The following is a 19,687-nucleotide window of genomic DNA, read 5'->3' on the forward strand; positions in this document are numbered from 1 at the left end:
TGAACGCGTCCAGATACTGCGCGCCTCTCTGGCTCCGCAGGATCTGCACGTGCGCGATTGCTTCACGTGGCATCGGCCACATCCGGTAACGCTTGTCTGGCTCTCGGCCGCGTTCTTCGCAACGGCGGGCAACATGGCCCTCTGGAAGAGCCTGTGGTCCATCGTGGAGATCCATGGCTTTCGCAGCGTACTGTTCATCGGCTCGTTGCCATTGCTGCTGTTCTGCCTGTTCAACCTCCTGCTGACACCCGTCGGGATGCTGCCCTTGCTGCGCAAGCCGCTTCTGGCGCTGCTGCTGATCGTCAGCAGCGCCGCCAGCTACTTCATGCTGCATTACGGCGTACTGATCGACAGAAGCATGGTGCAGAACGTGCTGGAGACCAATCAGGCCGAGATGGCTTCCTACTTCTCGCTCCCGCTGGTGCTGTCCGTCCTCCTGCTGGGCGTGCTGCCCTCATGCATCCTGCTGCTCATGCGGACGGGCAATCACGGCCGTCCGCTGCGATCCTCCCTGGTGTGGCTGGCAAACGTTCTTGCCACGATGATGGTGCTCGTCACCATTGCGTTGGGCTTCTACAAGGACTATTCATCACTGCTGCGGAACAACCGCTATCTGAGGGAACAGGTACTGCCACTGAACATCGTGCGGCACACCTATGGCCATCTCGGCAGCAGCCACCGCGCCCGTCTCCAGCCGCTGCGCACATTGGCCGACGACGCCGTGCGTGCACGGGGCCCCCGACCCCGGCTGGTGATCCTCGTCGTAGGGGAGACCGCCCGATCCCGGAATTTCCAGCTCAACGGCTACGACAGACCCACCAACCCGATGCTGTCGCGCAAGGACAACGTCATCAGCTTCCAGAGCGTATCGTCCTGTGGGACCGCCACCGCGATCTCCCTGCCGTGCATGTTCTCATCCATGCCGCGCACACGGTTCGATGCGGAGAGGGCCGCGTCGCAGGAGAACGTCCTCGACATCCTGAGGAAGACCGGTGTCGACGTGGTCTGGCGTGACAACAACAATGGCGGCTGCAAGGGCGTGTGTGCGCGGGTGCCGACGGATTACATGGGACAGTTGAAGGTCGACAGCCTGTGTACCAACGACGATGGCACGTGCCTTGACGAAATCCTCCTTCACGGGCTGTCATCGCGCATCGAAGCCATGCAGGGCGACGGCCTCGTCGTTCTGCACCCGCTGGGCAGCCATGGCCCCACCTACTTCCAGCGATACCCCGCAGACGCCCGTCTCTTCAGTCCAACCTGCGACAGCAACCAGATCCAGAAGTGCAGCAATGAAGCGCTGGTCAACACGTATGACAACACGCTTGTCTATACCGATCGCATGCTCGGCAGTGCGATCGACCTGCTGCAGTCCTACTCGGACGACCGCGATGTGGCCCTGATCTACGTTTCCGACCACGGTGAGTCACTCGGCGAGCACGGCCTGTACCTGCATGGAACGCCCTACCTCATCGCGCCACAGGAGCAGACCCAGGTGCCCATGATCATGTGGTGCTCCGCGCAGTTCGCCTCCCATGCAGAACTGGATCCTGCGTGCCTGCGCCGCGATGCGGCTACGCGGGTGTTCAGCCATGACAACCTGTTCCACTCACTGCTGGGCCTGTTCCAGGTCAGTACCACCGAGTATCACGCCGGGCTGGATGTCTTCGCCGGATGCCGCGGGCCATCAGCGGGGTCCGGTCCTCGCGCGATCGCCTGCCCCGCTGCGCGAGGCACCTCTGCCCCGGGCAGCGACGGCTGCCAGACGGCGACTGACGAGACCGTAGAGGTCCTGCAGTTCGGCCGAACGCTCGGCAGTGGTATTGCTGCCGAACATGACCCGCGCGAGCGCGACTTCCTGGGTGTCCGCAGGAAATCGCAGGCGGGTGCGGTAGACCGCCTGCAGAACCAGCCAGGCCCGCCGCAGGCCCCCGCCGGGTAGGGGGCGGACAAGACGCTCATAGACCTGCCAGAACTGATATTCGGCGTCGAGATCGACCCCGGGCACAGCGCAGGGCGCGGGTCGCGGGCATGCTCGGACGCCCGGACGGATCGGTGGTTGGGCGGAATCGGACTGGGCCATGCCAGGAAGCATGACGCGGCAACATTGTGTGAACCTTGCGTCGACGCAGGAGACGGCCTACCGCCGCGGACCCTACCGCAGCACGAAGCGCTCGATCGCGCGTGCCACGCCCTCGTCGGCATTGGTGGTGGTCTCGAAGCGCGCCACGGCCTTCACCGCATCGATCGCGTTGCCCATCGCCACGCTGGTGCCGGCGTACTGCAGCATGGTCAGGTCGTTCTCCTGGTCGCCGATGGCCATGACGTTGGCACGGTCGATCCCCAGGTGCTCCGCCAGTTTCTGCAGGCTGGGGCCCTTGCCTGCACGATGATCGAACACCTCCAGGAAGAACGGTGCGCTCTTCAGCACCGCGAAACGCTCGGTCAGCTCACTGGGCAACCGCGCAATGGCCGCATCCAGTACCTCCGGCTCATCAATCATCATCAGCTTGATGAAGGACATGGTGGGATCCATGTCGGCCACTCGGCGGTACGACAGCGGCATGCGCGAGAGGTGCGAGTCGGCCACCGTGTAATAGCTGATGTCCTGGTTGGGCGTGTACATGCGCTGGCTGTCCAGCGCCTGGAAGTGCACGCCCAGTTCGCGCGCCACCTGCTCGCAGAACAGGAAATCGTCAAAGCTGAGCGGGTACTCGACCACCGTTTCACGCGTGCCGATGCGCTGCACCAGGCCGCCGTTGCAGGCGATGCAGTAGTCGTCGTTGCCATCGATGCCCAGTTCGTGCAGGAACGGCGCCAGGCCGGGGACCGGGCGGCCGCTGGTCAGCACGATGTGCACGCCCAGCGCGCGCGCCTGCGCGATAGCCTGCTTGGCGCGTGCGGTGAGCGCGTGGGTGGGATCCAGCAGGGTGCCATCCATGTCGATGGCGACCAGTTCGACGGTCGATTGCCTGCGGCCCATGTCCATTGCGTTCAACTCATGCGGGGCACGCCAGTTTACCCCCTCATGCCCGGTTCACCTCTTTGCCCACGTTGGCCGGGATACTGCCAGAGCCTGTGCGTCCCACACCGCAGGACGGCCCGTTGACCGCCCTTCCCTGGAGAAGCTTGCGACGCATGACCTACCGTGCCCCCGAAACCAACGACAGCGCCCCCTTGGCCCAGCAGATCGAGCAGATGATCGACGAGCTGCCCGGTGACCAGGTCAGCGTCGGCACCTTGCTCGGCGCGCTGGGCGATGAAGGCCTGCTGCTGATCGTGATCCTGCTCTCGGCCATCTTCATCATTCCGGTGTCGATTCCCGGGCTGAGTACCGTATTCGGTGCCTCGATCCTGCTGATCGGCCTGAGCCGGGTGCGCAACCGCCCGCTGTGGGTGCCCCAGAAGCTGGCCCGTCGCGAGATCGCCACCGACAAGCTGAAGGCCAACCTTGGCCGCGCACTGAAGTGGGTGCACCGCATGGAGCGCCTGTCGCGACCGATGCGGCTGGCGGTGATGGTGCGCTCGAAGAGAATGATGCGCCTGAACAACCTGGCCCTGATCGTGGCCACGCTGCTACTGATGGCGCCGGCCGGGCCGATTCCCTTCAGCAACACGCTGCCGGCACTTGCCCTGATGTCCTTCGCCATCGGATTCATCCAGCGTGATGGCGCGGCGGTGGCGGCCGGCTATGCCTTCCTGGTCGCCACGGTTGCGTACTTCGGCGTGCTGCTGGGCGGCGTCGGGTTTGCGGCCGAATCGGTGTTCAGCGGGATCCGCAGCGGTACCACGGAACTGTAGAGTCGAGCCCACGTTCGGCTGCTCTTCGACCTGTACGCGGAAACCCAGCGCTGCGCGCGTAGGCCGAGCATGGGCTCGGCCCTACAGAAGCCAGATCCAGAGCAGTCGAGCATGGCTGGACTCTGCAGAGCTACCTGGCCGACACACGCCACACCACATCGCCGACGTCGTCGGCCACCAGCAGGGCGCCCTCGCTGTCGATGGCCATGCCCACCGGTGCGCCCCTCAATGTCTTCTCGTCCTCCGAGGCAAAGCCACTGACCACGGTCTGCGGACGCCCCGTCGGCCTGCCATCCTTGAACGGCACATACACCACTTCATAGCCGCTCAGCGGAGAGCGGTCCCAGCTGCCATGTTCGCCGATGAAGGCGCCGCCGTGGTACTTCGCCGGCAGTGCCTGGCCGGTATAGAACAGCAGCCCCAACGGTGCCACGTGCGAACCGATGGCGTAGTCCGGGCGGATCGCTTTGGCCACCAGATCCGGCCGCTGCGGCTGCACACGCTCGTCCACATGCTGGCCGTAGTAGCTGTACGGCCAGCCGTAGAAACCATGTTCCTGTACCGAGGTGAGATAGTCCGGCACCAGGTCGGCACCGATCTCGTCACGCTCGTTCACCACTGCCCACAGCCTGCCGGTGCTGGGTTCCCAGTCCAGGCCGGTGGGGTTGCGCAGGCCGGAGGCATAGATGCGGCTGCCGCTGGTCGCCACGTCCACCTCCAGCACCACCGCGCGCCGGTACTCGATGGCCAGGCCGTTTTCGGTGATGTTGCTGTTGGAGCCCACGCCCACGTACAGCTTGCTGCCATCGCGGCTGGCCAGCAGATCCTTGGTCCAGTGGTGGTTGACGGTGCTGGGGAGGTCGGTGAATTCGCTGCCCTTGTCGGACATGCGCGTTTCGCCGGGCACGTAGTGGTACTTCATGATGTTGTCGGTGTTGGCGACGTACAGCGTGTCGCCGATCAGGGCGATGCCGAATGGCGAATGCAGGCCCTCGATGTAGACGTGCTGGCTCCATGTGGCAGTGCCAGGCGCGCGCCGCAGCAGCGTGACCCGGTTGCCTCCCTTGCCGGCCTTGCCCGAGCGCGCCTTTACCTTGCCGGCAATCCATTGCTTGGGGGTGGTGACCGGCTCGGTGCCCGGACCGTTGCCTTCCACCACCAGCACATCGCCATTGGGCAGGGTCAGCAGGCGGCGCGGGTGCTGCAGGTTGGCAGCGATGCGCTCGATCTTCAGTCCGTCGGCCACCGACGGCGCCTGCCCAACGGCCCAGCCCACCCCGCGCGGTACCTGCATGGGCGGCATCAGGTAGTTCTCCGGCGCCGGCAGCGGCGGATGCGCACCGGATTGTTCGCTGGGGTGATATTCGGCTTTGCCGGCACACGCCGACAGGATTGCGGCCAGGACCAGCCCGCCTGCAGCAGGCACGATGCGATCAACCATGACGGCCTCCTTGCAGCACCGGCGGCTGCAGTGACAACAGGACATGGCCAAGACCGATCAGTGCAACGGTCAGCGCTGACAGGATCGTGCCGGGAACGGCCACCGCATACGCATCACGGCTGTGCACGAAGGCGTTCCAGATGGCCAGGGCGACCGCCACCAGATTGAGCAGGAAATCGAGGCGGTCGATGCGCGTGGCAGTGTTGCCCCGGCGCCAGACGGCGAACAGGTTGATCAGTCGCGGCACGATGGCGATGAGCAGGCCGAACGTGATCAACCAGGCCGCAGATTTGCCCCACATCACCTCGGCAGAGTTGAGGTAGATGGCATCGAAGATGAGGGCGCCGACGAAGAAGCCGAACGGGATCGGGTTCAACAGGCTGAACAGCGTCGTGCCAAGGCCACGATGGGCCTGGGCCAGCGGATTGACCATCGTCCTGCTCCATTGCGGGGAAGTGCAGGGGCCTTGGTAGCACAGTCGGTGGTGAAGGCGCGCGATGAGCCTTCGGTTCTGCGACGAGGCCAGGCTCGGCCTTACAACAGGAATGCGCAGTCGTCATTACCGCGAGACATAAGTGTTTGTGACGCAATCGGCACATCTGCAGATTGCTGCCGTGAAGAGGTAGGGGGTTCTCGGTTGTGTCGCGTTTGGCTCGTTGCGATGGGGCAATTCCGTCCCGCCGTCCTGCCAGGCCGATTCACAACAGAAGGATTCGTGTATGAAGCGACACACGCACCACTCCGCGCCACCGCGCTCCGCGCGGCTGGCCCTGGCCACTGCCCTGGTACTGGGCAGTTTGGCCGTGACCGCCCAGGCCCAGCAGGCCGATCCGCTGGCCGGCATCCAATGGCATCTGCTCAACACCGGGCAAGCGGTACAGGGCGACACGCGCCCGGTTGCCGGCAATGATCTGAACGTGGATGGGCTGTTCCGCAATGGCATCCGCGGCGAAGGAGTGATAATCGGCATCGTCGACGACGGCCTGCAGATCGCCCACCCGGACTTGGCCGCCAATGTGGCAGCCGTGGCGGGCAAGAACTTTGCCAACAACTCCAACAACCCCTCCCCCTCCGCTCCGGATGTGGACAATCACGGCACCATGGTCGGCGGCATTGCCGGCGCGGTGGGCGCCAACGGCGTGGGCGTGCGCGGCGTCGCCCCGGCGGCCACGCTGAAGGGCTTCAACGTACTGGCCTCCGATGCAAGCGGCAGCCAGACGGCCAACATCGAGTACTCGTGGTGGGACGGCGCAGAGGCCGCCGACGTGCAGGTGTTCAACAACAGCTGGGGCGCAGGCCCGGGCAACCCGAACCTGCCGTTCGCGTTCAGCGAGAACGATATCCGCGCGTACGAGCAGGCCCTGTCCGGCACGCGCGGCGGCAGCGGCGGCATCTACGTGAAGTCCGCCGGCAACAACTTCAACAACGCATCGATCAGCCAGACGCAGGATGTCTGCACCACCGACACCAAGAACCGCGGCACCGGCTGCGTGCCTGCCGGCCGCGACCCCCGCAACAATCTGTTCAATGTGATCACCGTGGGTGCGGTGCGCGCCGACGGCGTGCGTTCGTCCTATTCGTCCACCGGTGCCGCGCTGTGGGTGTCCGCATTCGGTGGCGAGTACGGCTGGCAGCGGCAGGTCGTCCCGGGCCAGCCTGCCGTCCGCTACGATCCGGCCATCGTCACCACCGATGTCACCGGCTGCGCGCAGGGCAGCAACAAGAACACGAGCCTGCGCAACACACTGGACGGCAATCAGTCCGCTGTCGACAGCACCTGCAATTACACCGCCAAGATGAATGGCACCTCGGCCTCGGCGCCGATGGTGTCGGGCGTGGCGGCGCTGGTGCTGGAAACCAATCCCAACCTGACGTACCGCGACGTGAAGTACATCCTGGCCACCACGGCCACCCGCAACCACCCGAACCAGCCTGCCGTGACACTCGCCGATGGACGCACGCTGGTGCCGGGCTGGACCGTCAACGCTGCAAACCGGGCCTACAGCAACTGGTACGGCTTCGGCGTGGTCAACGCAGCGCGCGCGGTGCAGGTCGCAGAGAACTTCCAGTCGCTGGGCCCGCTGGTGGACAGCGGGTGGCGCAACACCACGCGCCGGGTCGCCATCGGCAACACCTCCGCTGCGGCAGCGCGGCTGACGGTGCAGCTGGCCAATGTCGCACGCAACGTCGAATCGGTGCAGCTGGGCTTCCGGGTGAATCACAGCAACAGCCGCCAGCTGCAGTTCGTGCTGGTTTCGCCCAGCGGGACGCGCAGCGTGGTGCAACCGGCGTTCACCTCGATCGGCTCCGGCCTGTCGGGTTCCGTGGCGATCCAGCGCAACTTCACCAATTGGGACCTGCTGTCCAGCAACGCCTTCCTGGATGAGACCGGCAACGGCACCTGGACCCTGGAAGTGACCGACATGGGGCAGTCCGCGAACGCAGCGTCGCGCGGCAGCCTCGAATTCTTCAAGATCCGCGTTCTGGGGCACTGATGATGAAGACGACCATTCTGTTGACCACCCTCGCCGTCGCGGCGATCTCCTCTACCACCTGGGCGCAGAGCTCGACCCAGGCCCCCACAGCCCGGAGCCTGTCTGCCGTGGACGCACAGGAACTGAAGGCCAGGGCCACGGGCCGCGCGTTCAACGTGGGCGCGACCCGCTTCCAGCTGGCGCCGTCGGCCACCGTGCAGCAGGCCAAGGGCGGTGAGTTCCGCATCATGCCCTCGACCGACGCACCGGCGCCCGCCACCGGTACCCGCAGCAAGCGCTCCACCGAGGCCAGCAGCACCGGCGCCGCTGCACGTCTGGATGCTGGTGCCGGCAAGTTCGCCGCCGCCGTTTCCAGCGACGGCGCGCCGGTGGTGGCCACCTCCCGGGTAAAGGTCTTCTTCACCGATGCGGCCTCCGCACAGCGCGCGGCAACGGCCACCGGCGGCACCGTGGTGAAGGTGTCCAAGGCCTCCGGCCGTGCGATCGTCGAGTACCCATCGGTGAACGCCGCACTGGACGCGACCACACGACTGCTGTCGACCGCCGGCATCCGCGCCGCCGAGCCCGACGTCGTGCAGTGGGAAGAAACCAAGTAAGGCGGTAAAGCGTTGTGTGGTATCCCCGGCGGGCCGGCTCTCCCGGCCGGCCGGGGACTTTGCCGGAGTCGACCGGCGGCCCGGTTCTCTCCCCCATGTCTGGCGTCCACTGCGCAAGAACTGCTAAGCGCAGCGGCAGCCGATCCGCTACTGTGCCGGACAGTGCAGCGGGGATGGCGGGATGAGCGCGGCAGGCAAGGCGTTGTGGTACATCGAAACCCATGCGGGCCGTCCGCTGGCGTTGGCCGATATCGCGGCAGCCGCTGGCCTGTCGCCCTTCCATCTGTCGCGTCTGTTCCACGCGCGCATCGGCACGTCGGTGATGCGCTACCTGCGCGGCCGCCGCTTGAGCATGGCAGCGCAGCGGCTGGCCGACGGCGCCGACGAAATCCTGCCGGTGGCGATGGACGCGGGTTATTCCACGCATGCCGCGTTCACCCGTGCCTTCTGCGAGCAGTTCGGGCAGACCCCCGAACGGGTGCGCGAGTCCGGCACTGCGGATCTGGTCCTGGTGCAGGCTGCGCGCGTGGACGACATTCCCACCGCCTGCAGCGTGGCACCGCGCCTGCTCGACACGCCTTCGTTCCAGGTGGCCGGAATCGGCATGCGCCACACCCGCCACAGCAGTGGCGCCATCCCCGGCCAATGGGCGCAGCTCAACCGGGAATGGCCCAAACCCGCACCGGTCAGTTTTGGTGTATGCCACGACAGCGATGACGACGGCGGATTCACCTACCTGGCCGCATTGCCCAGCGCCGCGCTAACCTCGATTCCAGCACATTGGCAGCGCCTGCAGATTCCCGCGCGCCGCTATCTGGTGGCCTGGCATGACGGCCACATCTCGTCCATCCGCGCCACCTGGTTCTGGTTGCTGGATCACTATCTGCCCACCTCCGGATTGAGTCTTGCCGCGGCGCCGGACCTGGAACGCTACGACGCCCGCTTCGACGAGCACAGCGGCAATGGCGGTGTGGAGATCTGGCTGCCCGTGGACCCCCACCCCTGATGAATGCAACACACTGAAAGGAGTCGTGCGATGCGCTTGATGCACCTGCTGCTGGGCCTGGTCCTGATTGCCCCCGCGTCGCTCGCCGGCGTCCCCGGCAGTGGCCTGGCCGGCGAACACCAGGCGGTGACCACCGTGGCCAGCGCTGCGGTACGCGATGCGCAGCAGCGCGATACGCTTCGCTACACCGTCTGGTATCCGGCTATGGCGGGCAGCAGCGAAGTGCCACTGCGTATCGGTCCGCCCGATGCACCGCTGTTCGTGGTGGGCCAGGCGGCGCCGGAGGCCGCCATTGCCGGTGGCCGCCTGCCGACCTTGCTGCTCTCGCATGGCAACGGCGGCAGCGCCCGCATGATGGGCTGGCTGGGCACCGCGTTGGCGCGCGCCGGTTATCTGGTGATCGCCGTCGACCATCCCGGCAACAACGGCGTGGATGAATTGACCCTGCAGGGCAGCATGCTGAGCTGGCTGCGTGCGGATGATCTGCGCGCCGCATTGGCCGCCGTGCAGGCCGATCCCAAGCTGGGGCCGCACGTGGATGCGGAGCGGATCGGTGTAATGGGCTTCTCGGCCGGAGGCTACACGGCCCTGCTGGCGGCGGGGGCGCGACCGGACCTGCGGCGGTTGCGTGACTTCTGCGAAGCCCATCCGGATGACGGTGTGTGCCAGCCCCAGAGCGAGGCGCCGTCGCACACCCTGGAGGCTCGCAAGGCCGCGGCGGCGGCGGCGGATCTGGCGCCGTGGATGGCCCACGCCGATGATGCCCGCCCGGTCCCGGGTGTGCGCGCCGTGTTCCTGATGGCACCGGCGATCATGCAGGCGTTCCCGCCCCAGCAGTTGCAGGCGCTGCGGCAACCGGTGTCGATCATCCAGGGCGCGGCGGACACGGTCGCTCCTGCAGCCACCAACGCGGAGGTCGCCAAGGCGTCCATCACGGAGGCGAGACTGGATGTCCTGCCCGGTGTCGGCCACTACGACTTCCTGTCCGAATGCACGCCGCTGGGCCAGCAGCGACTGCCCGCCCTGTGCAGCAGCCAGACGCCAAGAGCGCAGACGCATGCACGCACCGTGGCGGAGGCGCAGCGGTTTTTCGAGGCCGCCCTGAAGCCGCGACCATAGCGCTTCGCGACGCCCGGTTGCACGGATGACGACGGCGCGCGAAGGCCCGTGCCACTACACTGTCAGCGCACGCTTCGAGGCGGAGAGACCATGCGTCTGTTGCATCTCACCCTGCCGGTATCCGACGTCACCGGGGTGGCGGCCTATTTCCGCGATGTGTTGCAGCTGCCGGTCAGCGGCAACCGCATCCACATCGGCTGGAGCACGATCGAGCTGCGGCTGGCCGAGGACGTCGCGGTCGGCGGCGTGCACCTGGCCTTCAACGTGCCGGACAACCGTTTCGCGGCCGCCATGACCTGGCTGCGCGAGCATACGCCGCTGCAGCGCAACCCGGCAGGACTGGACTACTTCGCGCTGGAAAGCAGCTGGCAATCGCAGTCGGTGTACTTCACCGGCCCGGATGGACTGATCCTGGAGCTGATCGGCCGGCGCCGGCTTCCCTGCAGTCCGCAGGAGGGCGCCTTCCATGGCAGTGAGATGACCTGCCTGAGCGAAGTCGGCCTGCCCAGCCACGATGTCGATTCGGTGCGCCTGCAGGCCGCCGGGCGCTTCGGCCTGCAACCCCTCAGCGCGCCCTCGGCCCAGTTCGCACCGATGGGCGATGACGAAGGCCTGCTGATCGTCGTTGCCGCCGACCGGCGCTGGTTCCCCGAACAGAAGGACCTGCCCAACGCACGGGGATTGCAGGTGCTGATGGGAGATGTACCCGCGGGCGAGCTGCGGGATGCGGAATTGGGCTGGGAGGTACGCGCCGTACCGCATCGGCGGGGCTGAACGGGCCGTGTGCCGTGCAGGAACCTACAATGGCGCTTCCTCCCGTTGCCGGACCCTCCATGCGCCGCATCCTGCTGTTGTTTGCCCTGTTGTTGCCCGCTGCCGCGGCGACGGCCGTGGATCTCCAGGAGGGCGACCTGCTGTTCGTCACCGCAGGAGACAGTGGCCTGAGCGCTGCCATCGATGATGCGACCGGTACGCAGGCTCATCCCGGTTTCGATCATGTGGGTCTGGTGGCCGCCACGACGCAGGGCTGGGAAGTGCTGCATGCGGACGAGAAGGGCTCGCGCCGGCAGACGTTGGCTGCGTTCCAGCAGGACGCGCGCGCCCGGCTGCGGCAGATCGTGGTCTACCGCCTGCGCGCACCGCACAACGCTGCCATCGGCGACGCCGTCGCCACCGCGCGTACCCTGCTTGGAAGGCCCTACAACGCCTCCTACGTGCCGAACGATGACAGCTACTACTGCTCGGACTTCATCGAACGTGCCTTCCGTGCCCACCATGTATTCGCGCTGCAGCCGATGAACTTCCGCAATCCGCAGACCGGGAAGATCGCCCGGCATTGGATCGACCTCTACCGCAGCATGGGCATGGACGTACCGCAGGGCGTACCGGGTACCAATCCCAACGACATGTCGGCGGCGCCCGTGCTGGAGCGGATCGGCACACTGGAATGAGAAGCCCCGCACAAGGCGGGGCTTCAGGCGATGCTGGACAGGGACGCGAGGGTCACTCTTCCTCGTCCTGCCCGCCCTGCTGCTGGTTGCGCTGGCCGCGCTGCTGCTGTTCCTGCTGCTGTTGCTGCTGCTGATCGCGACCGCGCCCCTGCTGATCCTGCTGATCCTGCTGCTTCTGGTTCTGCTGGTTCTGCTGGTTCTGATTGTGCTGGCCCATTGCGGTGTCTCCAGTGCCACTCGCGGAATGCGGTGGTTGCGGCCATCGTCTGCAGCGGTGGGTTAACCATGCGTTGTGACGCAGCTACAGAAATGTGCATGCGCGTGAATGAACCGGCGTGGCGCCTTGTGCCGCAAGCGGCTGAAGGATTCATGTGGGTTCGGCATGTGCTCATGCCCGCAGAGGCTGTGACCCATTCAGCGGCGCCCGCCCGGCCCGGCCGCGCAGCGGGCGCAGCACCTCATGGCATCACAGGCGGCACGTAATCCAGCGTCATGCCCAGCAACCACAGCAGGCCCAGCACCAGCGGGATGTGCACCAGGAGCTGGATGAAGGTGAAGCCGACGATGTCGCGGGCCTTCAGGCCCAGCACGCCCAGCAGCGGCAGCATCCAGAACGGATTGATCAGGTTCGGCAGTGCTTCGGCGGCGTTGTACACCTGCACAGCCCAGCCCAGGTGCGCCTTCAGTTCGTTGGCCGCCTGCATCACGTACGGTGCTTCGATGATCCACTTGCCGCCGCCGGAGGGAACGAAGAAGCCCAGGACCGCCGAGTACACGCCCATCACCAGAGCGAACGTATCGGTGCTGGCGATGTGCACGAACAGGCTGGACAGCCGGTGCGCCAGCGTCTGCCCATCGGCGCCGGCCGCGTGGGTGAGGATCATCGCGATGCCGCCATACAGCGGGAACTGGATCAGCACACCGGTCGTGCTGGGCACCGCCTTGGCCACCGCGTTGAGGAAGCTGCGCGGGCGCCAGTGCAGCAGCAGGCCGAGCGAGATGAACAGGAAGTTGTAGGTATTGAGGTTGGCGATCGCGGTCACCACCGGCTTGTTGGCGAACTCGTTGAACAGCCATCCGAAGGCCAGCAACGAGAGCAGCACGGTCAGCAGCGGGCTGTATTCGAGCCATTCGCCGGGGCGCGTGCGGCGCTGCAGCGGCTCAGGCTCGGCCTGCGCCGCACCGGGAAACGATTCAGCGGTGCGCGCACTGCCAGTCGCCGGCGCGGTCAACCAGGCAATCAGCAGTGACACCAGGATCAACGCCGCGGTCAGCACGATCGACTGCCACAGGAAGATGGTTTCAGTGAAGGGCAGTACGCCGGTGATCTCCACCAGCCCCGGCGGCATGCTGGCCGGGTTCGCCTGCAGCTGCGCAGCCGAAGAACTCAGGCCCATCGCCCAGACCGCGCCCAGGCCGAGGTAGGCGGAGGCACCTGCGGCGCGGTAGTCCATGCGCAGATCGGTCCGGCGCGCCAATGCACGCACCAGCAGACCGCCGAACACCAGCGAGAAGCCCCAGCTGAGCAGCGAAGCCAGCATGCTGACCAGGCCTACATAGACCACTGCACCGCGCCCCGTGCGCGGCACCCGCGCCAGCAGTTCGATGAAGCGCGCCACCACAGGCGCAGTGGCCACGGCATAACCGCCGATCACCACGAAGGCCATCTGCATGGTGAACGGAATCAGGCTCCAGAAGCCATCGCCAAAGGCACTGGCCGTGGTCTGCGGCGTGGAACCGAAGCCGATGGCTGCCAAGGCGACGATGACCACGCCCAGCACCGCGAACACGTAGGCATCAGGGAACCACTTTTCCGCCCAGGAGGCCGAGCGCAGCGCTGCGCGCGCCATCCAGCCATCCTGTACTGCTGCCGTCGAGGCCATCACCTACCCTCCCAGGTTCGATGGCTCGATTCTCGGCCTCGCGGCGGGGACTGTCAGTCGCCTATTGGTCGTAGGACGGCATCGCGCCCCTGCCCGGCAGCCCCTGTCAGCGCAGCGCCAGATCCAGCGCGATACCGGCAAACAGCGCCGCGCCGACCCAGTTGTTGTGCAGGAACGCCTTGAAGCATGGCCCCCGCTCGCGGTTGCGGCAGATCCAGAATTCGTACACCACCAGCGCCGCAGCCACCGCCAGGCCGGCCAGGTACCCGCTCCCCAGGCCGGCGCGCACACCGACCAGCGCCATGGTCGCCAGGAACAGGGCGTAGAGCACCCCTTGGATCACCAGATCCAGGTCCCCGAACAGGATCGCCGTGGAGCGCGAGCCCATCTTGAGGTCGTCCTCGCGGTCGACCATGGCGTACCAGGTGTCATACGCGGTCGACCAGAGGATGTTGCCGGCGTACAGCAGCCAGCCCAGCAGCGGCACTTCGCCCTGCACCGCGGCGAATGCCATGGGAATACCCCAGCCGAACGACATGCCCAGATAGACCTGCGGCAGGTGCGTATAGCGCTTCAGGTAGGGATAGCTGGCGGCCAGGAACACGCCGATGAAGCTCATGCCGATGGTCAGCCCGTTCAGGGTCAGCACCAGTCCGAATGCCACCAGCATCAGTACCGCGAACAGCACCAGCGCGGCACGGCCACTGATCGCCCCCGTCGCCAGCGGACGGGCCTTGGTGCGCTCCACATGCGGGTCGAGCCAGCGATCGGCGTAGTCATTGATGACACACCCCGCCGAGCGGGTCAGCCAGACACCCGCGGTGAACACGAACAGGGTCCACAGCGGCGGCATGCCGCCTGCCGCCAGCCACAGCGCCCACCAGGTGGGCCACAGCAGCAGCAACGTGCCGATCGGACGATCCGCACGCATCAGACTCCAGTAATGCCGCCAGCGCGGCGTCGCCGGCGAATGCGGCGAAGTGAGGGGGGTATCGGCCATGGGGATAGGATACTCCGGCGCTGCTGGAACGACTTTGCCAGCCGGGGGGAGATTTGTGCGGCAAAACTGGATAGAATGCCCCTCCCGCACCGCCTCATGGCGCTGCGATGCCCGCCTCGGTCAACCTGATGGCGTGGCGGTTCTACAACGCGCCCGTAGCTCAGCCGGATAGAGTAGTGGCTTCCGAAGCCATTGGTCGGGGGTTCGAATCCCTCCGGGCGCGCCATCTTTCCCTGCTCAGGCCATCGATTGTTGGCCCACCGGCACGGCCCCGGAATCAGCAGGGCGCTGATCTTCCACGCTAAGAACTGGAAGCCGGCAGCCGCCGAGCGCAGGCCCAGCGCCACAGGGGCGAGCACACCGGTCCACACAGCAACGCCGGGCATGGCCCGGCGCTACCGTGGGTGTACGGATCAGTACGTGCCGTCGAAGGCAAAGATCGGCTTGCGCTGCTTCCACGCGCCAGCGGTGAAGTCAGGGAACTCCAGCGTCTGGAAGCCATTGGCAATGGACTGCTCGGACAGCGGGGTGATCGCGCTCCAGGTCACTGCATCGTAGATGTCGATCGGCATCGGCGCCTTGGCCTTCAGTGCCTCGACGAACGCATGGATGACGAACCAGTCCATGCCGCCGTGACCGGCGCTGGCCGCGGTGTCGGCATGCTGCTTCCACAACGGGTGCTCGTACTGATCCTGGTAGGTCTTGAACTCTTCCCACTGGTGCGGCGGGCTGCGGCCTTCAATGTGGATCGAGTGGTTGACGTCCATCCACAGACCCTTGGTGCCCTGCACGCGGAAGCCCATCGAGTACGGTCGGGGCAGCGAGGTGTCGTGCTGCAGCAGGATGGTCTCACCGTTCTCGCAGGCAAGCGTGGTGGTCACGATGTCACCCAGCTTGAACTTCACTTGGGTGCTGGGGTGGGTGGTGCCACCGCTCTTGGCCACGGTGTACTCGTGCAGGCCGCGTGCCTTGGTCGCGAAAGCGTTGATATGGGTGAAGCGGTTGCCGCGGTTGATGCCGGTGTACATCGCGCACGGGCCGATGCTGTGGCTGGGGTAGAGCTCGCCGTTGCGCTCCACCGAATGCTCGGTGCGCCAACGTGCCTCGCTCCAGCCCTTGGGACCGAACTCCACGCCACTGTCGTAAGGCTGGCTGGGATCACCGGAGTTGAACTTCACCCCGCGCAGGTCGTGCTGGTAGCCGGCCTGCAGATGCACCAGCTCGCCGAACAGGCCCTGTCGCACCATCTGCAGGGCGGCCATCACATCGCGGCGGTAGCAGACGTTCTCCAGCAGCATGTACGGCGTGCCGGTCGTGAGCTGGGTCTTCAGCACATCCCAGTGGTCCTGCAGGGTGATGCCGGCCACCACCTCGCAGCCTACGGCCACGCCCGCCTGCATGGCGGCGATCGCCATCGGCGCGTGGTATTCCCACGGCGTAGCGATGATCACGCCATCGATGCCCTTCTGTTCCAGAAGGCGCTTCCAGGCGTTGCTGTCGCGATCCTGGCCATAGGCCTTCGGCGCAGGCTTGCCGGCCTTGGTTACCATGTCCACGGCACGACCCAGCATGATCGGCTCGATGTCGCACAGTGCAATGACCTCGACATCGTCGCGGCGCACCAGCTCCTTCAACAGCACCTGGCCGCGCATGCCGGTACCGATCATGGCCAGGCGGAGCGTGCGCCCGCGCGCCCAGGCCGGGGTCTGTGGCAACAGGCTGCTGGCGGCGACGGCGGCACTGGCCGCGATGAACTCCCTGCGTTTCATGGCAAACATCTCTCCTCTTGGAAGCGCGCCGGCCGCAACCGGCGCGCTGGATCACTCGAACCTGCTTACTTGAATCGATAACCGATGGTCACACTGTAACCACGGCCGAAGATCGTCGCGTAGTCGCTGGAGTCACCCAGGAAGCTGTTCGGATCGTAGAACGGCAGCCGGTCGAACAGGTTCTTGACGGTGAAGCTCAGGTTCCAGGCGTCATCGGGGCGCCAGGTGACGCTCAGGTTGGCGGTCCACCAGGACGGCGCGCCGTCGCACTTGCTGGCCTGCAGCGCCAGGTAGCCGGCGGTGCAGGTCTCCTTGTTGTTATCCACTTCATCCACGCGGTCACGGGCCCACTTGGTACCGCCCACATAGTTGACGAACATGCTGGTGGTCACCTGCTTGTAGGTCCAGTCGGCGTTGAGCGTGGCGCGCAGGCGCGGGTTGTTGTAGTAGCCCACCACGTCGCCGTAGTACCAGCCGCTTTCCTCATCCATGTAGTAGCGGTTGCGATTGGCGATGGTGGCGGCCAGGCCCACGTTCAGCCCGCCCCACTCGCCCAGCGAGAAGCGGCTGCGTGCGTCCACGTCGAAGCCGTCGACCAGGGTCTTGCCGCGGTTCTTGTACTGGCCGACCACGCTGGCCACGTTGCCCACGCTGTAGCCGGGCAGGACCGAGGGGCAGCTCACACCGCTGGCCGGGTCGGCGCACATCGCCGCCAGCTGGGCCAGGTTTGCACGATCGGCATCAGTGATCGGCGAACGGGTGGAGGAGATGATGTCGGTATCACGGCTGAAATCCGGGGCGACGATCTCGTTGTTGCGGTAGATGAACCAGTAGTCGGCCGACACCGACAGCCAGCTGGCCGGCTCGTAGACGAAGCCCAGGGTGGCGATCTTGGCCTTCTCCGGCTTCAGGTCCTGGTTGGGCTGGGTCATGCGGGCCACGGTGCGGCTGCAATCGACGTTGGCCAGGCTCTTGCCCAGGTCCACGTCACCGGCGCGCTGCGACTGCCGCAACAGGTCGGCGATCGCGTTGGTCTCGGCGCAGCGCACCTCATCGCGGTAGCCACCGAGCTGGGCGAACACGCCACCGCTGCCGGACTCGGCCAGGCTCGGCGCACGGAAGCCGGTCGAATAGGTGCCGCGCAGCATCAGTTGATCGAATGCCTGGTACTTGAAGCCGATCTTCGGTGCGACGTTGGCGCTGAAGTTCGGGTATTTGTCCACGCGGACCGCGGCATCCAGTTCCAGCTTGTCGGTGATCGGCGCCACCGTTTCGGCGAACAGTGCATAGGTGTTGCGCGCACCGTCGAACCACGAGCCGCCCTGCTGGGTGATCAGGCCGGCGGCTGCGTCGGCATTGCCCGGCGTGTAGAAGGTTTCGCGGCTGGCATTGAAGCCGAACGCGGCGCGCATCTCACCGGCCGGCAGCTGGAACAGCGGGCCTTCGATCTTGCCGTCCAGGGTGTGCAGGCGCGTCCAGGACTGGATGTCGAAGGTCGGGAACGCCTCGCGGATCAGCGCTGCGTTGGCTTCGCTGATCTCACCGAACTTGTATGCCGGATGGTCGGAAATGATCACCCGCCCGGTACCCGGATCCACCGAGTAGGGGCCGAAGGCCTTCTCGAAGCCCTTCAGGTTGACGTTGATGGTCTGGTAGGTGGTGGAGTGCGTGCCGGCGGTGGCGAAAGCAGTTTCCCAGTTCCAGTCACCCATGTTGCCACGTGCACCGGTCAGCACGCGGTAGCTCTTGTCGGTGTTGCGCTGGCCGAAGTAGTTGGCGCCGGCATCCTGCAGCAGGTACTGCAGGCCGACTACGCCGCCCATCATCGCCTTCAGTTCAGGGCTGGCGTGGTTGTACTCGTTGTTCGGCCCCAGGTAGGGATACAGGAACTGGTTGACCGTAGTGCCGGTATCGCGGGAGAACCAGCTGGTCGGATTACCGGTGGTGGTGCCATAGCTGCGGGGTGTACCGCCATTGGCACGCAGATCGATGTCGGTGTAGGTCGCCTCGGCGAAGATTTCGGTCGAGTCGCCCACCAGGAAGGTGCCATTGAGGTAGGCGGTGTTGCGCTCGGACTTGGCGCCGGCGTCGATCTCGTTGTTCATCCAGGTCTCCCAGACACAACGCGGACCGGCGGCCTCGCCCTGCAGCACGTTCTTGCACCCGGGTGCGGCCTCCTGCACGCGGCGGCCGGTGACCGGATCGAAGGCGAAGTAACTGCCCGGGTTGAACTCACCCGGCTTGCTGCCCACGCCCAGGCGCAGGTTCGTCAGGTAATTGGGATTGTTGACGTAGTACTGCTCGGGACGCTTGTCGTAGAAATCACGCAACGGGATCGCGTCACGGCGGTACATGTTGACCGCACCGTAGATGTTGAAGCGGTTCTCGGCCAGGTCGCCGAAGCCGGCGGTGATGCTGGCCTGGCGCTCACCGTAGGAGTCGATGCGCGATGACGTATCGTTGGTGAAGTTGATCTCCGCGCCCTGGAAGTTGCGCTTGGTGATCACGTTGATCACACCGGCCACGGCGTCGGTGCCGTACACCGCCGAAGCACCATCGGTGAGCACTTCCATGCGTTCGATGGCGGCAGCCGGGATCGCATCGATGTTGACGAACTGGGTCTGGAAGCCGGCGGGTGCGCCGTAGTACGACAGGCGACGACCGTTCAGCAGCACCAGCGTGCCCTGTGCGCCCAACCCACGCAGATTGGCCTGCGAGGCACCATCGGAGCCGGTGAACAGCGAGCGCGAATCCTGCTGCGCCGGGCGGGCAGCCGGCAGGTTGTCGAGCACCTGCAGCAGCGTACGCGCACCCATGTTCTGGATGTCCTGCTTGCTGATGACCTGGACCGGCGAAGCGGTTTCCACATCGGTACGGCGGATGTTGGAGCCGGTGACCTCGATGCGGGCCAGGTCGGTGGCGTTGTCCTTGCTGTCCTGCGCAGCGGCAGGCAGGGCGACCGACAGCAGCGCGCCGGCAATGGCCAGCGTCAGCGGAGCGATCGTGCGACAGGGGGGGCGGCGGTAGCGTGCGGGCAACATCGGGGTTCTCTCCTGGCAGGGGTGCGGCGCGAATGTGGATCAGCGGGCAAAACGCTCCCGGGCCACGGCCAGCAGGCCGCAGTCG

At 66.0% G+C, this 19,687-nt stretch carries 16 protein-coding genes and 1 tRNA gene; 9 read left to right on the forward strand and 8 right to left on the reverse strand.

Annotated features, from left to right (window positions below; translation table 11 throughout):
- Window positions 1-49 precede the first annotated feature (49 nt).
- A complete protein-coding gene (locus N8888_RS17615) occupies window positions 50-1,942 on the forward strand; it encodes a phosphoethanolamine transferase (protein WP_263176273.1) in 1,893 nt (630 codons plus the stop codon).
- Between the two features lie 213 nt (window positions 1,943-2,155).
- On the opposite strand, the gene yidA is transcribed toward N8888_RS17615, so the two are convergent.
- On the reverse strand, window positions 2,156-2,989 hold the full coding sequence (gene yidA, locus N8888_RS17620; RefSeq protein ID WP_065174342.1) for a sugar-phosphatase: 834 nt from the start codon (window positions 2,987-2,989) through the stop codon (window positions 2,156-2,158).
- A 149-nt stretch (window positions 2,990-3,138) separates the two neighbouring features.
- Between yidA and N8888_RS17625 the strand changes: the two genes are divergently transcribed.
- Window positions 3,139-3,801 (forward strand): exopolysaccharide biosynthesis protein, encoded by a 663-nt coding sequence (locus N8888_RS17625; RefSeq protein WP_111187236.1) that lies wholly within the window; start codon window positions 3,139-3,141, stop codon window positions 3,799-3,801.
- Between the two features lie 130 nt (window positions 3,802-3,931).
- On the opposite strand, the gene N8888_RS17630 is transcribed toward N8888_RS17625, so the two are convergent.
- Both N8888_RS17630 and N8888_RS17635 read right to left on the reverse strand, forming a co-directional pair.
- A complete protein-coding gene (locus tag N8888_RS17630) occupies window positions 3,932-5,242 on the reverse strand; it encodes a PQQ-dependent sugar dehydrogenase (protein WP_262218994.1) in 1,311 nt (436 codons plus the stop codon).
- Window positions 5,235-5,675: a DUF2231 domain-containing protein gene (locus N8888_RS17635; RefSeq protein WP_053518153.1), complete on the reverse strand. Its 441-nt coding sequence runs from the start codon at window positions 5,673-5,675 to the stop codon at window positions 5,235-5,237. Before N8888_RS17635 ends, N8888_RS17630 begins: the two co-directional genes overlap by 8 nt.
- Window positions 5,676-5,961: 286 nt before the next feature.
- Here N8888_RS17635 and N8888_RS17640 point away from each other — a divergent pair, with 286 nt between their 5' ends.
- The 6 genes from N8888_RS17640 to N8888_RS17665 all read left to right on the forward strand — a co-directional run bounded on the left by N8888_RS17640 (window position 5,962) and on the right by N8888_RS17665 (window position 11,909).
- Window positions 5,962-7,737 carry a S8 family serine peptidase gene (locus N8888_RS17640; protein ID WP_263176277.1) on the forward strand — a complete coding sequence of 592 codons (1,776 nt, stop codon included), beginning with the start codon at window positions 5,962-5,964 and terminating at the stop codon, window positions 7,735-7,737.
- Window positions 7,737-8,333: a S8 family serine peptidase gene (locus N8888_RS17645; protein ID WP_317629473.1), complete on the forward strand. Its 597-nt coding sequence runs from the start codon at window positions 7,737-7,739 to the stop codon at window positions 8,331-8,333. The genes N8888_RS17640 and N8888_RS17645 overlap by 1 nt, the downstream gene beginning before the upstream one ends.
- A 181-nt stretch (window positions 8,334-8,514) precedes the next feature.
- Entirely contained in the window at window positions 8,515-9,339 is an 825-nt protein-coding gene (locus N8888_RS17650; protein WP_263176280.1) for an AraC family transcriptional regulator, read from the forward strand.
- Window positions 9,340-9,369: 30 nt separating this feature from the next.
- Entirely contained in the window at window positions 9,370-10,458 is a 1,089-nt protein-coding gene (locus tag N8888_RS17655; protein WP_263176282.1) for an alpha/beta hydrolase family protein, read from the forward strand.
- Between the two features lie 90 nt (window positions 10,459-10,548).
- Window positions 10,549-11,232 (forward strand): VOC family protein, encoded by a 684-nt coding sequence (locus N8888_RS17660; protein WP_263176284.1) that lies wholly within the window; start codon window positions 10,549-10,551, stop codon window positions 11,230-11,232.
- Window positions 11,233-11,291: 59 nt separating this feature from the next.
- Complete coding sequence (locus N8888_RS17665) at window positions 11,292-11,909, forward strand: YiiX/YebB-like N1pC/P60 family cysteine hydrolase (protein WP_053518162.1); 618 nt, start codon at window positions 11,292-11,294, stop codon at window positions 11,907-11,909.
- A 52-nt stretch (window positions 11,910-11,961) separates the two neighbouring features.
- Here the strand turns inward: N8888_RS17665 and N8888_RS17670 are convergent, their stop codons facing one another.
- The 3 genes from N8888_RS17670 to ubiA form a co-directional block, all read right to left on the reverse strand.
- Window positions 11,962-12,126 (reverse strand): hypothetical protein, encoded by a 165-nt coding sequence (locus N8888_RS17670; protein WP_180875603.1) that lies wholly within the window; start codon window positions 12,124-12,126, stop codon window positions 11,962-11,964.
- Window positions 12,127-12,367: 241 nt separating this feature from the next.
- On the reverse strand, window positions 12,368-13,792 hold the full coding sequence (locus N8888_RS17675; protein ID WP_180875604.1) for a short-chain fatty acid transporter: 1,425 nt from the start codon (window positions 13,790-13,792) through the stop codon (window positions 12,368-12,370).
- 106 nt (window positions 13,793-13,898) lie between these two features.
- Complete coding sequence (gene ubiA / locus N8888_RS17680) at window positions 13,899-14,792, reverse strand: 4-hydroxybenzoate octaprenyltransferase (protein ID WP_263176285.1); 894 nt, start codon at window positions 14,790-14,792, stop codon at window positions 13,899-13,901.
- Window positions 14,793-14,941: 149 nt separating this feature from the next.
- On the opposite strand from ubiA, the gene N8888_RS17685 reads away from it, so the two are divergent.
- Window positions 14,942-15,018: transfer RNA gene (locus N8888_RS17685), tRNA-Arg, on the forward strand.
- Between the two features lie 187 nt (window positions 15,019-15,205).
- Here N8888_RS17685 and N8888_RS17690 read toward each other — a convergent pair.
- Window positions 15,206-16,561, reverse strand: a complete 1,356-nt coding sequence (locus tag N8888_RS17690; protein ID WP_263176287.1) for a Gfo/Idh/MocA family protein — start codon at window positions 16,559-16,561, stop codon at window positions 15,206-15,208.
- Between the two features lie 65 nt (window positions 16,562-16,626).
- A complete protein-coding gene (locus N8888_RS17695) occupies window positions 16,627-19,602 on the reverse strand; it encodes a TonB-dependent receptor domain-containing protein (RefSeq protein WP_065181474.1) in 2,976 nt (991 codons plus the stop codon).
- Window positions 19,603-19,687 lie beyond the last annotated feature (85 nt).

Origin of the sequence: Stenotrophomonas maltophilia, from assembly GCF_025642255.1 — a bacterium.
GTDB lineage: Bacteria > Pseudomonadota > Gammaproteobacteria > Xanthomonadales > Xanthomonadaceae > Stenotrophomonas > Stenotrophomonas maltophilia_P.

Bases quoted from the DNA above. Each gene is read 5' to 3' on its own strand.
- yidA (WP_065174342.1), bottom strand. From the start codon at position 2,989: ATGGACATGGGCCGCAGGCAATCGACCGTCGAACTGGTCGCCATCGAC.
- N8888_RS17625 (WP_111187236.1), top strand. From the start codon at position 3,139: ATGACCTACCGTGCCCCCGAAACCAACGACAGCGCCCCCTTGGCCCAG.
- N8888_RS17630 (WP_262218994.1), bottom strand. From the start codon at position 5,242: ATGGTTGATCGCATCGTGCCTGCTGCAGGCGGGCTGGTCCTGGCCGCA.
- N8888_RS17635 (WP_053518153.1), bottom strand. From the start codon at position 5,675: ATGGTCAATCCGCTGGCCCAGGCCCATCGTGGCCTTGGCACGACGCTG.
- N8888_RS17640 (WP_263176277.1), top strand. From the start codon at position 5,962: ATGAAGCGACACACGCACCACTCCGCGCCACCGCGCTCCGCGCGGCTG.
- N8888_RS17645 (WP_317629473.1), top strand. From the start codon at position 7,737: ATGATGAAGACGACCATTCTGTTGACCACCCTCGCCGTCGCGGCGATC.
- N8888_RS17650 (WP_263176280.1), top strand. From the start codon at position 8,515: ATGAGCGCGGCAGGCAAGGCGTTGTGGTACATCGAAACCCATGCGGGC.
- N8888_RS17655 (WP_263176282.1), top strand. From the start codon at position 9,370: ATGCGCTTGATGCACCTGCTGCTGGGCCTGGTCCTGATTGCCCCCGCG.
- N8888_RS17660 (WP_263176284.1), top strand. From the start codon at position 10,549: ATGCGTCTGTTGCATCTCACCCTGCCGGTATCCGACGTCACCGGGGTG.
- N8888_RS17665 (WP_053518162.1), top strand. From the start codon at position 11,292: ATGCGCCGCATCCTGCTGTTGTTTGCCCTGTTGTTGCCCGCTGCCGCG.
- N8888_RS17670 (WP_180875603.1), bottom strand. From the start codon at position 12,126: ATGGGCCAGCACAATCAGAACCAGCAGAACCAGCAGAACCAGAAGCAG.
- N8888_RS17675 (WP_180875604.1), bottom strand. From the start codon at position 13,792: ATGGCCTCGACGGCAGCAGTACAGGATGGCTGGATGGCGCGCGCAGCG.
- ubiA (WP_263176285.1), bottom strand. From the start codon at position 14,792: ATGGCCGATACCCCCCTCACTTCGCCGCATTCGCCGGCGACGCCGCGC.
- N8888_RS17690 (WP_263176287.1), bottom strand. From the start codon at position 16,561: ATGAAACGCAGGGAGTTCATCGCGGCCAGTGCCGCCGTCGCCGCCAGC.
- N8888_RS17695 (WP_065181474.1), bottom strand. From the start codon at position 19,602: ATGTTGCCCGCACGCTACCGCCGCCCCCCCTGTCGCACGATCGCTCCG.